Source organism: Streptomyces sp. NPDC051109 (assembly GCF_044455885.1).
Lineage (GTDB): Bacteria > Actinomycetota > Actinomycetes > Streptomycetales > Streptomycetaceae > Streptomyces.
This window is the reverse complement of record NZ_JBITFF010000009.1, coordinates 285097-299280: the sequence shown is the minus strand read 5'-3', so window position 1 is coordinate 299280 and position 14184 is coordinate 285097. Positions and strand designations below refer to the sequence as shown.

Genomic DNA, 14184 nt, shown 5'->3' with positions numbered 1-14184 from the left:
GCGCCCAATCGCGGGGCGGCGGCATGGCCCCCCACCCCCCCCCCAGCCCACCGACCCTCCCCCGACCGCCGGTCGCCCCGAGTCCTGGCCAGGACTCGGGGCGACCGGCGGTTCCCGGGCTGCTGCGCAGGTCCGACCGGGCAGGCCCGGCCGTCAGGCCCTGCCGCGCAGCGGACGGCGCCGGCGCATCACGTGCACGCCCGCGCCCAGGGCGGCGGCGCCGACCAGGCCCGACCCGATGGCGGTCTCGGCGGTGGACGGGCCGAACGAGCCGCCGATACCGCCCTGTGCGCCGTTGCCCCGGAGGATGGTGAACCGGTGCGTGGCGACCAGGCTGTTGTCGTGGCACTTGACCGACAGCGTGTGGTTGCCCGGCGAGGCGTGGTTGAAGATCCGGACGGTGGCGAACCCGATGGAGCCGGCCGACAGGTTCGTCTGGGGAAAGTTGCCGGCCGACCAGACCGTGCCGCCGTGGCGGCACCCGGCCGCGCTGACCTGCATCGTCGAGCCCTGGTGCACGGAGTACGGGTTGACGGTGACATTGCTCGGGCCGTTGCCGCTGTTGCCCCCGTTGCCGCCGTTGCCGCCCTGACCCGACGGGGATCCGCCCAGTGGGTCCGACGGGTTCGCGGCGGCGAACGGTGTACTGAGCCCGACGGCGACGACGGCCGCCGCGGCCACGGTGAGGGCGCGGAGAACACGCATGGTGGAACCTCCAGCGGGAAGCGCCCCGGAGCGGTCGCCCGGGAAGATCGACGAGAACGCCTCCCACGACGAACCCTCGGGGCGGCTCGCAACCAGCGCATTTCCGGCTTTGGGCCGCAAGGTTGAGCGACACGCCGAGGCGCGCGCGGCTGGCCTGACGGATCCGCAGGTCACGACCCGTCAGTCATTTATGTGACGAATACCTGGATGGGCGCACCCCTTCCGGCCGTGCCGCCACCCGTTCGCCCTGCACCGATCGCCGTCTTGCGCACGCAGCCTTAGCGTGCGTGGGGAAGGGCGTACAGGGGTGGGACAAGAACGCGGGTCGGGACCCCCGCGTCGGGAAGGGAGAGCCATGACCGAGGACGAGAGCGAGCAGCCGCCGAGAAGACGATCCCCCTGGGGCGTGCTCGCACTGGTCATGCTCAGCGGCCTCGCCATGATGCGCAACGGAGCGGACATCGGCGAAGGGCCGCCGCAGCCGACCGCCGCGGCGGCGGTCGGGGTGCCGGCCGAGCAGCTGCCGGCGGCCCCGCCGGTGCAGGGTGAGCAGCCGCTGCAGCAGCAGGCCGAGCCGCGTCCGGAGGTCCACCCGCTGGAGCACTCGTCGGTCCAGCGCATCCGCATCCCCAACATCAAGGTGGACGCGCCGGTGATGACGGTCGGGCTGGACGCGCAGGGCTGGATCGAGGCCCCGCCGCCGCAGGACCCGAATCTGGCCGGCTGGTACCTCAACGGGATCTCGCCCGGCCAGCGCGGTTCGGCGGTGATCGTGGGCCATGTCGACAACGCGAGCGGCCCTGCGGTCTTCTACGGCCTGGGTTCGCTGCGCAAGGGCAACCACATCGAGGTGGAGCGGTACGACGGGCGCACGGCGGTGTTCGAGGTGTACGGGGTGGAGGTCTTCTCGAAGCAGACGTTCCCCGGAGCCCGGGTGTACGGGGACAACGGGCACGCGGAGCTGCGGGTGATCACCTGCGGCGGCGGCTACTCCAAGGCCCGGGGCTACGACGGCAACGTCGTCGTCTTCGCGCGGATGGTGGAGGCCCGCTGAGCGACGGGGCCGCCGCCGCCCCGCGCCGCGGACCCGCCCGTACCCCGCTCCGCACCCGCCCCGCCCCGCCGAGGACGAGGCTCCTCAGCGGGGCGGCAGCGCCGGCAGCGTCATCCGGTATCCCCGGGCCAGGAGTTGGGGCAGGTAGGTGCTCACCGCCCGGACGCTCTGCGAGCGGTCGCCGCCGGCGTCGTGGTTCAGCACGATCACGCCGGGCGCCGCGCCCTTGAGGACGTTCGAGACGATCGTGGTGGTGCCCGGCTCCGTCCAGTCCAGGGTGTCCACCGTCCAGGCGAGCGGCTCCATGCCCAGCTCGGCCCCGATCTCGAACGCCGCCCGGTTCCAGGCCCCGTACGGCGCCCGGAACCACTGCGGCGCCTCCCCCACCGCCTGCTGTACGACCTCGCTCGTCCGGGCGATCTCGGAGGCGAGGTCGGGCCGGCTCAGGGTGGGGATGAGCGGATGGGTCCAGGTGTGGTTGCCGATGACGTGGCCCTCGGCGGCCATCCGGCGCAGCAGGTCCCGGTTGTCGGTGGCCATCTCCCCGCAGACGAAGAACATGGCGCGGACACCGTACCGGGCGAGGGTGTCGAGGATGGCGGGCGTGTAGCGCGGGTCGGGCCCGTCGTCGAAGGTGAGCACCATGGCGCTCGCGGTGCTCGCGTCGGCCGGCAGTTCCAGGATGGGCCGGGTCCGTACGGCGGGCCGCGCGGCGGGCGGGCGCAGCGGGGCCTCGGCGGTCATGGGGCTCAGCCGGTACGCGGCCTGGCCGGGTGCCTGCGGCCGCAGGGCGCGGACTCCGGCCGGTCCGGCGGCTCCGCCGGGTCCGGGCTGCCCGGCCGCCGGGCCGCTGCCAGTGGCGGCGCCGAGCCCGGCGCCGGGTGCACCGCCCGCCGTGTTCTGGCCGGGGGCGCCGGTCTCGCCGCCCGTGAGCAGTCCGGAGGCCGCGGCGACTCCGAGGAAGACGGCGGTACGCAGGAGCACGCGTCGCCCTACTGTCGGCTCGTCATTTTTCATTATTACTACGTATCAACGACATCCCCGCAGATGTCGAGAGGCGCGAACGCGCGGGCTCCCCCTCACCCGATCAGCCGCGCCGCACCAGCGGGAACGGCAGGGTCTCGCGGATCGTGAGGCCGGTGAGGAACATGACGAGCCGGTCGACGCCGATGCCGAGGCCGCCGGTCGGCGGCATCGCGTACTCCAGGGCGTCCAGGAAGTCGTTGTCGAGCTCCATCGCCTCCGGGTCGCCCCCCGCCGCGAGCAGCGACTGGGCGGTGAGCCTGCGCCGCTGCTCCACCGGGTCCGTCAGCTCCGAGTACGCGGTGCCCAGTTCGGTGCCGAAGGCGACGAGGTCCCAGCGCTCGGCGAGGCGCGGGTCCTTCCGGTGCTGCCGGGTCAGCGGCGAGACGTCGGTGGGGAAGTCCTTGTAGAAGGTGGGCAGCTTGGTCTTCTCCTCCACCAGCCGCTCGTACATCTCCAGCACGACGTCGCCGCGGGTGTCCTCGGGCGTGTGCGGGACGGCGGCGCGGTCGCAGAGGCGCCGCAGCACGTGCTCCTCGGTGTCGGCGTCGACCTCCTCCCCCAGGGCCTCGCTGATCGCCCCGTACATCGTCTTGACCGGCCAGACCCCGGAGATGTCGTGGGCCACGAGCTTGCCGTCCGGGCCCGCCTTGTGGGCGACCGGCGTGCCGAAGGCGGCGGTCGCGGCGCCCTGGATCAGCTCGCGGGTGAGGTCGAGCATCACGTCGTAGTCGGCGAAGGCCTGGTAGGCCTCCAACATCGTGAACTCGGGATTGTGCTTGTAGGAGACGCCCTCGTTGCGGAAGGTGCGGCCCATCTCGAAGACCTTCTCCAGGCCGCCGACGCACAGCCGCTTCAGGTACAGCTCGGGCGCGATGCGCAGGTACAGGTCGAGGTCGTAGGCGTTGATGTGGGTCCGGAAGGGCCGGGCGTTGGCCCCGCCGTGGATCTGCTGGAGCATCGGGGTCTCGACCTCCAGGTAGCCGCGGTCCAGCAGGCCCTGGCGCAGTGCCTGGACGGCCGCGGACCGGGCCCGTACGACGTCCCGCGCGTCGGGGCTCGCGACCAGGTCGAGGTAGCGGCGGCGCACGCGCGCCTCGGGGTCGGCGAGGCCCTTGCGCTTGTCCGGCAGCGGGCGCAGGCATTTGCCGGTGAGCTGCCAGGAGGAGACCACGAGGGAGGGCTCGCCGCTGCGGCTGACGCCGATCTCGCCGCTCACGACCACGTGGTCGCCGAAGTCGACCTGGGAGGTGAAGGAGTCCAGTACGCCGGCGCCGCTCTCGTCGCGGGTGAGCATCAGCTGTACGTCCCCGGACCAGTCGCGCAGGACGGCGAAGACCACCCCGCCGAGGTCGCGTACGAGCATCACCCGGCCGGCGAGCGTGACCCGTTCTCCGGAGCGGGCACCGGGGGCGCCCGGCCCGGGCCCGGGGAGGGCGGCCCTCAGCTCGGCCACGGTGTGGGTGCGCTGCCGGATGCCGACGGGGTACGGGTCGGTGCCGGCCGCCCGGATCCGCTCCATCTTGTCGTGGCGGACGCGGACCTGTTCGGGCAGCCGCTCGGCCCGCGCCGCCGTTTCGGCCTCCCCGGCCACGAGGTCGAGGGCGAGGGAGTCGATGGACGGCAGCCCCTCGGTGCTGGCGGGCGCGGTGAGCCCCTTGGCGTGCCCGTTGCCCCACAGTTTGCGCAGGCTGGGTACGGAGACGAAGCCCTCGGCGATGCCCGAGGCGAGGCTGACCCGGGCGAGCGAGCCGGCGTCCTGGTAGCAGAGGAACCGCGGGTACCACTCGGGCCCGTACTTGACGTTCGAACGGTACAGGGCTTCGAGCTGCCACCAGCGGGAGAAGAACAGCAGCAGCTTGCGCCACAGCTTGAGCACCGGCCCGGCGCCGATGCGGCCGCCCTCCTCGAAGGCGGAGCGGAAGACGGCGAAGTTGAGGGAGATGCGGCGCACGCCGAGGCCCGGCGCGGCGGCGCACAGCTCGGCGACCATGAACTCCATGACGCCGTTGGGGGCGGTGCGGTCGCGTCGCATCAGGTCCAGGGAGATGCCGTCCTTGCCCCACGGCACGAAGGACAGCAGGGCGATCAGCTCGCCCTGTGCGTCGAAGGCCTCGACGAGCAGGCAGTCCCCGTCGGCGGGGTCGCCGAGCCGGTCCAGGGCCATGGAGAACCCGCGCTCGGTCTCGGTGTCGCGCCAGGTGTCGGCGCGCTCGATGATCCGCTCCATCTCCTCCTCGCTGAGGGCGGAGTGGCGGCGGATGAGGGTGGTGGCCCCGGTGCGTTTGACGCGGTTGACGGCCTGGCGGGTGACGCGCATGTCGCGCCCGTCGAGGTCGAAGTGGGCGACGTGCAGGATCGCCTCGTCGCCGAGCTGGAGGGCGCTGAGCCCGGAGCGGGCGTACGCCGTGGCCCCCTCCTCGGAGGCTCCCATGACGGCGGGCTGCCATCCGTGGCGGCGGGCGACGGTGAGCCAGGCGTCGACGGCGGGGGTCCAGGCGGCGGGGTCGCCGACCGGGTCGCCGCTGGCGAGGCAGACTCCGGCCTCGACGCGATAGGTGACGCCGGCCCTTCCGTTGGGCGCGAACACGACGGCCTTGTCGCGGCGGGTGGCGAAGTATCCGAGCGAGTCGCCCCGGCCGTAGGCGCCGAGCAGGGCCCGGATGCGGGGCTCCTCGTCCCCGTGCAGGGCGGCGGTCAGCCGCTGGGAGCGGAACAGGGTCGAGGCGGCGTTCAGCAGGGCGAGGGCGCCGAAGAGGCCGAGGAAGAAGTAGAGGGGGCGGGGCGGGTGGCCGTCGAACTGGCGGGGCGATACGAGACCGCCGAAGACCTGGCGGGCGGCCCAGTCAAGCCACTGCCCCTTGGGCAGGGTGCCGGGGAACAGGGCGACCAGCCCCCAGCCGACGAGCACGGCGACGAGCAGGCCGAGGCCCAGGACGAGCATCGCGCGCCAGAAGGCACCGGGCCGGGAGGCGGCGTAGAACTCCTTGCGGGCGGCGATCAGGACCCCGAGGGCGGCGACGGCGATGGCCATCGAGGGGCCGCCGATCCAGTAGTACTCGTCGGCGATGATCAGGACGTCGACGAGGATCAGCAGGGCCAGATAGGTGACGACGATCCACCAGGCGACCTTCTTGCGGGTGCCGAGGGCGGCGGCGAGCAGGAAGAGGAAGACGGCGTAGGCCAGGTTGGCGCTGACCGGCACCACGATCTCGTCGAGGAAGCGCACGATGTGCCGCAGCAGGTGCCGCAGCGTGGGGGAGAGCGCCAGTACGGCGCACAGGAGTCCGAGCGTTCCGAAGAACGCGGCGAACGCGTCGGGCACCCGGTTCAGGAAGCGGTTCCGGGTGCCCCGGGTCTCCTCCACGGTGGCACTCATGATTCGCACTGTAGGGAGGCGCGCGCCGCGGCGCGCGGCGAGGCGCATAACCTCGGGAGGGTGACTGAGCACGTGAATACGGGATTCGAACGCGGTACGGACGGCCCGAAGGTGATCCTCGCCGGGGTGGACGGCTCGGAGTCCTCCCTGCGGGCGGCGGCGTACGCGGCGGGGCTGGCCCGGCGGCAGCACGCGCTGCTGGCGCTGGTGTACGTCCAGCCGGTGATGCCGGCCGGGGCCTCGCTGGGAGCGCCTGTAGCCGACACCACCGGGGAGATCGCGGAGGGGCTGGTGGCCGAGATCCGGGACGCGGCGGAGCGGGTCAAGGGCGTCTACGAGGTGCGCTGGCAGTTCCACACCTTCCGCGGCGATCCGTACGCGGGCCTGGTGAGCGCGGCGGACGAGCTCAAGGCGGACGCGGTGGTGGTGGGCGCCTCGGAGCAGGCCGGGCACCGGATCGTCGGCTCGGTGGCGGTCCGCCTGGTCAAGGCGGGCCGCTGGCCGGTCACGGTGGTTCCGTAGCCGGCCTTCCCGGGCGGGGCGCTGCGGCTACTTCGCCATCGTCAGGCCGTCCTTGGCCGCGCCGCGGCTGAGGACGGCCTCGCTGACGGCGTCCTGCGCCCGCTCGTACGCGTCGTCGCCGGGGTCCTGCGCGAGGGCGGCCGGCAGGTTGACGACCTTCCCGGCGGACAGGTCCATCATCTGCGGGATGAACTCGGCCTTGGTGACCTGCCAGCGCTGACCGGCGGCGGCCGGCGGCATGAAGGTGAAGCGGCCGATGGAGCCGTAGTTGCCGCGCATGTCGCGGGCGCCGGAGTAGTTGAACATCTCACCGGCGACCTGGTCGCCCATGCCGTACACGATCCAGGTCCCATTGACCTTCTCGTAGGCCTGCGGGATGTGGGCGTGGGTGCCCAGGATCATGTCGATGTCGGGGCGCCCGCCGCTCTGCGAGGCCGTCAGCTCCTTGCCGAGCGACAGCTGCTTCTCGTCCGGCTCGGTCTGCCATTCCGTGCCCCAGTGCACGCTGACCAGGACGACGTCCGCGCCCGCCTTCCGGGCGGCCCGCGCATCCGCGATGATCTTGTCCTTCTCCATCAGGTTGACGGCCCAGGGCCGGCCCTCCGGCAGCGGGTAGCCGTTGGTGTCGTACGTGTAGGCGAGGTGCGCGACCTTCGCGGAGCCGGCCGTGTACATGGTGGGCGTGGCCGCCTCCGCCGCCGTACGGGCCGAACCGGCGTGCTTCAATCCGGCCTTGTCGAACTTGTCGAGGGTGCGCTCCAGGCCCTCGGCCCCGGCGTCCAGGGTGTGGTTCGAGGCCGTGGAACAGCCGTCGTACCCGGCGTCCTTGAGCCCGTCGGCCACTTCGGGCGGGGACTGGAAGGCCGGGTAGCCGGTGAACGGGCCGCCGTCCTCACCGTAGACGGTCTCCATGTGGCAGAGGGCCAGATCGGCTGCCGAGACCACCGGCTTGACCAGGGAGAACATCGGTCTGAAGTCGTGGCCGTCGCCGTCCGCGTCCGCCGCCGCCCGCTTGATGACCGAATCGTGCGGCAGTACGTCGCCGCTCGCGACCAGGGTGAAGCCCTTGGCGGCGCGTTCGGCCGGGGCCGAGTTCGCCCCGGAGCCGGGGGACGGCCCCGGGGCGCGGGAGTTGCCGAGGCGGGCCGGCGCGGGGTCCTTGCCGGAGGAACAGCCGGCGGCGGTCGCGGCCAGCAGGACAGCCGACAGGAGCGCGAGGGCCTGCCGGGCGTGCTTGGTCATCTGAGCCCGCTCTCATTAGTAGGACTATCTGACCATCTGTAATCCATGGAGGTGGCCGTCACCAGTCGGGCAGCGGACCCGAGGGGCCCGCGCGGCAGCCACCCTCACCCAGGTGGCCGTTCGCCGCGCCGTTCGACCGTTCACCGACGGTCGCGGCCGCCCACCGGATGACCCGGGCGCTTGGGCGCAACGGCGGGGCCGGACGGTTCCCGGGGCGCTCCGTGCAGGTGAGGGTGGGTGCGTCGGAGCCGAACGGACCCAGGAAGGAGCCACTCGTGCCCCTCTCCCCCACCCTCCTGCGCACGGACCCCGAGGCGCTGGCCGACCTCCAGCGCGACCACGGGCGGGCCCTGTTCGGTTTCCTGCTCGGGCTCACGGCCGGGGACTCCCAGCGCGCCGAGGACCTCGTGCAGGAGACGCTGGTCCGCGCGTGGCAGCACCCCGAGGTGCTGGAGAGCGCTCACGACTCCATGCGGCCCTGGCTGTTCACGGTGGCGCGGCGGCTCGCGATCGACGCCCGGCGGGCCCGGCTGTCCCGCCCGCAGGAGGTGGACCCGGAGGGGCTGGAGCAGGCGCCCGAGCCCGAGGACGCAGTGGCCGGCTCGGTCACGGCGATCGACGTCCGGCGGGCGGTGGGCTCGCTCGGGCCGGAGCACCGCGAGGTGCTGATGCAGGTCTACTTCCAGGACCGCTCGGTGGCCGAGGCGGCGGCGGAGCTCGGAATTCCGACAGGAACGGTCAAGTCCCGTACGTACTACGCCCTGCGCGCACTGAAGAAGGACCTCCAGGGATACGGGTACGGCCTCGGCGCCTGAACGAACCGAATGCACGCGGATCGGACACAAAACGCATCGAAATCGGCCTCAGAGCGTTCAAGTTGGGTAAACATCCCCCGTTCCGCGCGTCGTCCGGTGAAGGCTCAAGGCTGACGACGGGAAGCTCGACGCGCGGGAGAAGGTGGAACGGTGCAGCCCGAGGGTACGAACGGCACCAGTGACGGCGGGCTCGCGGTGCCCATGGCATGGCTCTACGCGGAGTACATCGCCGACGAACTGCTGCGCACGGGCCGGCTGATCCCGGCCAGTACCCTGGAGTTCCGCGCCGGGCGGGACACGCTCGCGCTGACGATCTACCTCTCCGACGCGGCCGGCGAGCTCTCCGGGATCCGGGTGGTCTCGCAGCTCGACGAGTGGCTGTCGCTGACGGCGTACGGGCACCCCTGGCGCGACTGGGTGGACACCCGGTTCCTCGCCCTGGGCGAGGAGGCCAGGGAGCGCGGCCGCGGCGAGGACCCGGACCTGGAACTGGCCAGGGCGGCCTGGCACTGGCTGGACCGCACCGAACTGTTCGCCACCAACCTCGACCCGGACCGGCTCGCCCACGCCGACACCCCGGCCGGGCTGGACGAGAACGCGCGGGTGTGGACCCCCGCCTGGCAACTCGGCCTGCCGCTCGGCCACTTGGCGATGCACCTGTTCTGAGGGCGCCCGTCGTGACACGGACCCCCAGGGCCCGGGCCGGGTCAGCCTGGCCGTCGGTACGGGCCCGGCACCTCGGCCGGATCCATCACCAAGCCAGTGAAATCGGCCTCGTTGCGCTCGGCCCGGGTGACGTACCACCGGGCGATCAGCCACATCAACGGGTACGCCGCCAGGCCGAGCGCCACCCAGACCAGCGGCCCCGACCCCGAGCCCGACAGCGTGAACAGCACCGGCAGCGTCCCGACGAGCAGGGCGAGGACGCCCAGCGCGCCGAGCCCGGCCCGGAGCTGGCTGCGCATCAGGGCCCGGACGTAGGTGGCGCCCAGGGTGGTCTGCTCGGAGATCTCCGAGCGGGCCGGGGTGTGCGCGGGCGGGCGGCGGCGCGTGCCGCGCGGCACTCCCGTGACGATCTCGCGCCGGGGCGGCGAGGGCGGCTGCGGCTGCGGGAGCGCATGCGGCTGCTGCTGGTCGGCCATGGGGCCGGAGTCTACGCACGCGGACGTCATTTGAGGAGACGGGAGAGCCTTCGGTCGGCGAGCGGCTTGCCGCCGGTCTGACAGGTGGGGCAGTACTGGAGCGAGGAGTCGGCGAACGACACCGAGCGCACGGTGTCCCCGCACACCGGGCAGGGCTCGCCGTCCCGTCCGTGGACCCGCAGCCCGCTCTTCTTCTCGGCCTTGAGGTTGCCGGCGGCCACGCCGTGCGCGCGTTCGACGGCCTCGCGCAGGGTCCGCCGGACGGCCTCGTACAGGTGGGTGACCTGGTCCTCGTCGAAGGAGGCCGCCAGTTTGAAGGGCGAGACCTTCGCGGCGTGCAGGATCTCGTCGCTGTACGCGTTCCCGATCCCGGCGATCACGCTCTGGTCGCGCAGCACGCCCTTGATCTGACGCCGCTCCCCCGCCAGGAGCGCGGCGAAGGCGTCCCGGTCGAACCCGTCGGCGAGCGGGTCGGGGCCGAGGCGCGCGATGCCGGCCACCTCCCCGGGGTCGCGGACGACGTACACGGCGAGGCGCTTCTGCGTCCCGGCCTCGGTGAGGTCGAAGCCTCCGCCGCCCTCCAGGGCGACGCGGAGGGCGAGCGGTCCCTTGCCGGGGCGCGGCGGCCGATCGGGCAGGGCGTCCTGCCAGCGGAGCCAGCCGGCCCGGGCCAGGTGGGTGACGAGGTGGAGCTCGCCCATCGGGATCGCCAGGAACTTCCCATAGCGGGCGGTGGCCCCGGCCGGCTGCCCCTCGAGGGCGCTGAGCGGCGGGTCGTACGTCTTGAGCACGCTGACGGCGAGCGGGAGGACGCGCTCCACCACCCGCCCGGCGAGGTGCTCGTCGAGGAACTCCCTCAGGGCCTCGACCTCGGGCAGCTCGGGCATACCCCCACCTTCCCGCGGTGCCCCCGCCCCGGCTACCCGAACCGGGAGCTGCGCACCGGACCGGGCGACCGGACGCGGTCGCGCGGCCCGTGCAGCCATCCGGCGGCCACGGCCGCGGTGAAGGTCCGCAGCGCCTCGTCCGGGTCGGCCGGGGTCTGCCCGTCGTCCTCGTCCGGGGCGGGGTCGGCGGTGACGATGTCGCGGGCGATCTCCTCGGCGGGCCGGGTGTCGGCGGGCAGCTGCCCCTGCTCCGCCCACGGCGCGACGGTGTGCTGGGCCAGCAGGCCGCTGACGTCGGCGGTCACGGCCGGCGGGTCGGTCCAGCAGGTGGTGTGCTCGTACAGGACCTGTCCGTGGGTGCGCCCGTGCAGGGCGGACAGGAGCTCCGTGTCGTGGGCGTTGAGGTCGTACGCCACCACGAGGGTGTCCGTGCGCGCCGGGTCGTACGGGACGGCGGGCAGCCCGAGCAGTTCGGCGGCCGCCAGCCCGATGATCTGGCAGGGGCGACCGGGCAGCAGGGAGACGGTGCCCGGGCGGCGGTCGGCGGCGTCCAGGATCAGACCGAGCCGGTCCAGGCCGCGCCGGCACAGCTCCGGCTGGTCGCCGAGGTAGGCGTAGCGGCCGGTCATGCCCGCGTCGAAACCGTACGGGGAGAGGGTGGCCAGCAGGCCGCCGGTGAGGGCGAAGTGCCAGCCGCGCAGGTCCTGGCCGCCGAGTGCGCCGGCGGCCTCGGCGAGCGCGGCCCGCGACAGGATCCGCCGCTGCCGGTCCCGGGCGCCGAGCCACCGGGTGTCCTCCGGGTCGGGCAGGGCGGCGGCCGTGCGGCGGGCGGTGTCGAGGTCGCCGGCGAAGAGGGCGTTGTGCACGAGCAGGTACCGCTCCGGCCAGGGCGCCAGAGCGGCTCCCCGCCCCGCGAGCAGTGCGGCGGCCTCGCCGTGCCGGTGCTCGTCCTCCAGGGCGGAGACCAGTTCCTGCACCAGCCGGCGGGAGTCGGGCACCAGCGCGAGCGCCTGGCGCAGCGGCGCCACGGCGAGGAAGGCGATTCCGTGCTCGACGCAGCCGTAGCCGAGGTCGTAGAGCGCCTGGGGGTCGCGGGGCTTGCGGGCTGCGGCCTTCGCGGCCCGGGCGAGTTCGTCGAACCCGGCCGCTTCGGCCAGGTGCCTCGTCGCCTTCGCGAGGGCGGCCAGGGGGGCGGTCTCGGCGTGCGGCCGCAGGCTGCGCACGGCCCCGGGAAGGTCTCCGGCCTTGATCAGCCGGCGGACGTCGTCTGTCATCTGGGTCATCGCGTTGATCGTCCGGCACGGCCGCGAGCGGCCGCAACGGAATGTGCGGCCGGTCGGCGGTGCGGGTCAGGGCATCACGAACTCGCACCAGACGCATTTGCCGCTGCCCCGGGGTTCCACTCCCCAGACGTCCGCCAGGCGGTCCACGAGCATCAGGCCGCGACCCGAGACGCCGGAGTCGCCCGCTTCGCGGCGGCGCGGGAGGGCACTGGAGCGGTCCTCGACCTCGACGCGGAGGCGGCGTTCGGGGCCCGTCAGGACCCGGAGGGTCACGATGGCCGGGCCGTCCGTGTGCATCAGGGCGTTCACGATGAGCTCGTCCGCGACGAGTTCGATCTCGTCGGCCCGTTCCCGCGCGCCCCACGCCCGCACCGCCGCGCCGATCATGTGGCGGGCGGCGACCAGGGCTTCCGGGTCTCCCGGGGCCACGTGCTGCTGGAGGCGGCCGCCGCCCTGCGGGGCGTCCTCGACCTGGCGGCGCAGCAGGAGCAGCGCCATGTCGTCGTCGCCGCCGCGCTCGTCGATCACCCCGCACAGCCGGTCCGCCAGCCGCGCGAGGTCCGCCGGACCGCTCCGGACCAGCGCGGTGAGCAGCTGGATCCCGTCGTCGAGGTCCGCGCCGGGGTGTTCCACGAGGCCGTCCGTGCAGAGTACGAGCGTTTCCCCCGGGTCCAGTTCCACGGTGGTCACCGGGTACTCCAGGCGGCCGAACTCCGCCGACAGGCTCAGTGGCATCCCGCCCTCCACCGGCAGCCGCCGGCAGTCCCCGTCCCGGGTGCGCACCAGCGGGTCGATGTGCCCGGCGCGGACCACTTGCAGGACGCCCGTCGAGAGGTCGGCCTCGACGTACGTGCAGGTCGCGAACCGGTCGGTGTCCAGCTCGTGCAGGAAGACGGAGGCCCGGGCCATGACCGTGCCCGGCGCGTGCCCTTCGGCGGCGTACGCGCGCAGCACGATCCGCAGCTGGCCCATGACCGCCGCCGCGTGCGTGTCGTGGCCCTGGACGTCGCCGATGACGGCCCCGACCCGGCCGCCGGGCAGCGGGATGACGTCGTACCAGTCGCCGCCGATCTCCTGGCCCATCCGGGCGGAGCGGTACCGTACGGCGATCTCCGCGCCCGGCACCGACGGGATCCGGCGCGGCAGCATCGCCTGCTGGAGGCCTTCCGCCAGGTCGTGCTCCTGCTCCAGCAGCATCGCCCGCTGCAGGCTCTGCGCGATGCTGCTGCCCAGGGCGATCAGCAGGTTCCGCTCGTCCTGGGTGAAGCCGTCCTTGTCCTGGTAGAGCAGTCCGATGGCGCCGATCGGGCGGGCCTGGGCGATCAGCGGCAGGTAGGCGGCCGCCGAGATGTCCATGGACGAGATCTTCGCCCAGAGGTCGGGGTAGCCCTCGGCGAACTCCTGCGCTGAGTCGAGGAACCGCGGCTGCAGCGAGCGGACGACCTCGCTCATCGGGTACTGCTCGTCGATCCGGGTGTAGCGGGTGCCGGGGACGAAACTGTCCTCGGGCCCCTCGGCCACGAGGTGGATCCGCCCGGCCTCGACCAGACCCATCACCATGCCCATCGAGCCGAGCCGCTCCAGGCCGTGCGCGTCGCCGATGACGTCGATGACGTCCCGTACGGTCCGGGCGTGCGCCAGGGCGGCGGTGGTGCTCTCGACCACCGAGGTCTGGCGGCGCCGCTCCTCTTCGAGGCCGAGGCGCTCGGCCGAGTGGCTGAGCTCCTCGGTGGCGTCGCGGACGATGCCGATGATCCGGAACGGGCGGCCGTCGGGGCCGCGCATGACGCGACCCTGGGTGTGGGTCCAGCGCAGCCGCCCGTCCTGGCGGCGGATCCGGAAGTAGGCGCCGTAGCTGTCGTCGCCGCTCTTGAGGACGCTGGAGACGAGGGCGTCGAGCCGGGTCGCCTCGGTGGGAGGGACGCGCGGGGCGAGGGATTCGGGCCGACCGTCGTACGCCCCGGGTGCCATGTCGTACACCTCTAGGGCCGCTGCGTCCATGTGCAGGAGACCGGTCTCCAGGTCCCAGTCGAAACTGCCCATGCGGTTGAGCGAGAGCGACCGGTCCGGGTGTGCGGGCCAGTCGTCCGGCAGCGATACGGTGGTCGGCACCGATCCACCATGACACACGG

General features: G+C 73.3%; 12 protein-coding genes. 4 read left to right on the top strand and 8 right to left on the bottom strand.

Annotated elements, in window-relative coordinates; translation table 11 throughout:
* Nucleotides 1-153: 153 nt before the first annotated feature.
* Entirely contained in the window at nucleotides 154-705 is a 552-nt protein-coding gene (locus tag ACIBAD_RS19575; protein WP_134069549.1) for a hypothetical protein, read from the bottom strand.
* A gap of 355 nt (nucleotides 706-1060) precedes the next feature.
* Here ACIBAD_RS19575 and ACIBAD_RS19570 point away from each other — a divergent pair, with 355 nt between their 5' ends.
* A complete protein-coding gene (locus ACIBAD_RS19570) occupies nucleotides 1061-1759 on the top strand; it encodes a class F sortase (RefSeq protein WP_398907842.1) in 699 nt (232 codons plus the stop codon).
* Between the two features lie 84 nt (nucleotides 1760-1843).
* Here the strand turns inward: ACIBAD_RS19570 and ACIBAD_RS19565 are convergent, their stop codons facing one another.
* Nucleotides 1844-2776, bottom strand: coding sequence for a polysaccharide deacetylase family protein (locus tag ACIBAD_RS19565; protein ID WP_398907841.1), 933 nt, complete (start codon nucleotides 2774-2776; stop codon nucleotides 1844-1846).
* A 70-nt stretch (nucleotides 2777-2846) separates the two neighbouring features.
* The gene (lysX, locus tag ACIBAD_RS19560; protein WP_398907840.1) at nucleotides 2847-6161 is read right to left on the bottom strand and encodes a bifunctional lysylphosphatidylglycerol synthetase/lysine--tRNA ligase LysX; all 3315 of its coding nucleotides are present in this window, start codon (nucleotides 6159-6161) and stop codon (nucleotides 2847-2849) included.
* Nucleotides 6162-6221: 60 nt separating this feature from the next.
* Between lysX and ACIBAD_RS19555 the strand changes: the two genes are divergently transcribed.
* A complete protein-coding gene (locus ACIBAD_RS19555; RefSeq protein WP_053693261.1) occupies nucleotides 6222-6683 on the top strand; it encodes a universal stress protein in 462 nt (153 codons plus the stop codon).
* A gap of 27 nt (nucleotides 6684-6710) precedes the next feature.
* On the opposite strand, the gene ACIBAD_RS19550 is transcribed toward ACIBAD_RS19555, so the two are convergent.
* Nucleotides 6711-7925 (bottom strand): CapA family protein, encoded by a 1215-nt coding sequence (locus tag ACIBAD_RS19550; RefSeq protein ID WP_398907839.1) that lies wholly within the window; start codon nucleotides 7923-7925, stop codon nucleotides 6711-6713.
* A gap of 275 nt (nucleotides 7926-8200) precedes the next feature.
* Here ACIBAD_RS19550 and ACIBAD_RS19545 point away from each other — a divergent pair, with 275 nt between their 5' ends.
* Together ACIBAD_RS19545 and ACIBAD_RS19540 are read left to right on the top strand one after the other, a co-directional pair.
* A complete protein-coding gene (locus tag ACIBAD_RS19545) occupies nucleotides 8201-8740 on the top strand; it encodes a sigma-70 family RNA polymerase sigma factor (protein ID WP_398907838.1) in 540 nt (179 codons plus the stop codon).
* A gap of 201 nt (nucleotides 8741-8941) precedes the next feature.
* The gene (locus tag ACIBAD_RS19540) at nucleotides 8942-9406 is read left to right on the top strand and encodes a hypothetical protein (protein WP_134074274.1); all 465 of its coding nucleotides are present in this window, start codon (nucleotides 8942-8944) and stop codon (nucleotides 9404-9406) included.
* A 41-nt stretch (nucleotides 9407-9447) separates the two neighbouring features.
* Here the strand turns inward: ACIBAD_RS19540 and ACIBAD_RS19535 are convergent, their stop codons facing one another.
* The 4 genes from ACIBAD_RS19535 to ACIBAD_RS19520 form a co-directional block, all read right to left on the bottom strand.
* Nucleotides 9448-9882, bottom strand: coding sequence for a hypothetical protein (locus ACIBAD_RS19535; RefSeq protein ID WP_134069563.1), 435 nt, complete (start codon nucleotides 9880-9882; stop codon nucleotides 9448-9450).
* 26 nt (nucleotides 9883-9908) lie between these two features.
* Nucleotides 9909-10769 carry an Fpg/Nei family DNA glycosylase gene (locus ACIBAD_RS19530; RefSeq protein ID WP_398907837.1) on the bottom strand — a complete coding sequence of 287 codons (861 nt, stop codon included), beginning with the start codon at nucleotides 10767-10769 and terminating at the stop codon, nucleotides 9909-9911.
* A 32-nt stretch (nucleotides 10770-10801) separates the two neighbouring features.
* On the bottom strand, nucleotides 10802-12052 hold the full coding sequence (locus tag ACIBAD_RS19525) for a hypothetical protein (RefSeq protein ID WP_398907836.1): 1251 nt from the start codon (nucleotides 12050-12052) through the stop codon (nucleotides 10802-10804).
* Between the two features lie 66 nt (nucleotides 12053-12118).
* Nucleotides 12119-14182: a SpoIIE family protein phosphatase gene (locus tag ACIBAD_RS19520; RefSeq protein WP_398907835.1), complete on the bottom strand. Its 2064-nt coding sequence runs from the start codon at nucleotides 14180-14182 to the stop codon at nucleotides 12119-12121.
* Nucleotides 14183-14184 lie beyond the last annotated feature (2 nt).

Coding starts and splice junctions, on each gene's coding strand:
- ACIBAD_RS19570 (WP_398907842.1), top strand. CDS start 1,061: ATGACCGAGGACGAGAGCGAGCAGCCGCCGAGAAGACGATCCCCCTGG.
- ACIBAD_RS19550 (WP_398907839.1), bottom strand. CDS start 7,925: ATGACCAAGCACGCCCGGCAGGCCCTCGCGCTCCTGTCGGCTGTCCTG.
- ACIBAD_RS19575 (WP_134069549.1), bottom strand. CDS start 705: ATGCGTGTTCTCCGCGCCCTCACCGTGGCCGCGGCGGCCGTCGTCGCC.
- ACIBAD_RS19525 (WP_398907836.1), bottom strand. CDS start 12,052: ATGACCCAGATGACAGACGACGTCCGCCGGCTGATCAAGGCCGGAGAC.
- ACIBAD_RS19565 (WP_398907841.1), bottom strand. CDS start 2,776: ATGAAAAATGACGAGCCGACAGTAGGGCGACGCGTGCTCCTGCGTACC.
- ACIBAD_RS19535 (WP_134069563.1), bottom strand. CDS start 9,882: ATGGCCGACCAGCAGCAGCCGCATGCGCTCCCGCAGCCGCAGCCGCCC.
- lysX (WP_398907840.1), bottom strand. CDS start 6,161: ATGAGTGCCACCGTGGAGGAGACCCGGGGCACCCGGAACCGCTTCCTG.
- ACIBAD_RS19530 (WP_398907837.1), bottom strand. CDS start 10,769: ATGCCCGAGCTGCCCGAGGTCGAGGCCCTGAGGGAGTTCCTCGACGAG.
- ACIBAD_RS19540 (WP_134074274.1), top strand. CDS start 8,942: ATGGCATGGCTCTACGCGGAGTACATCGCCGACGAACTGCTGCGCACG.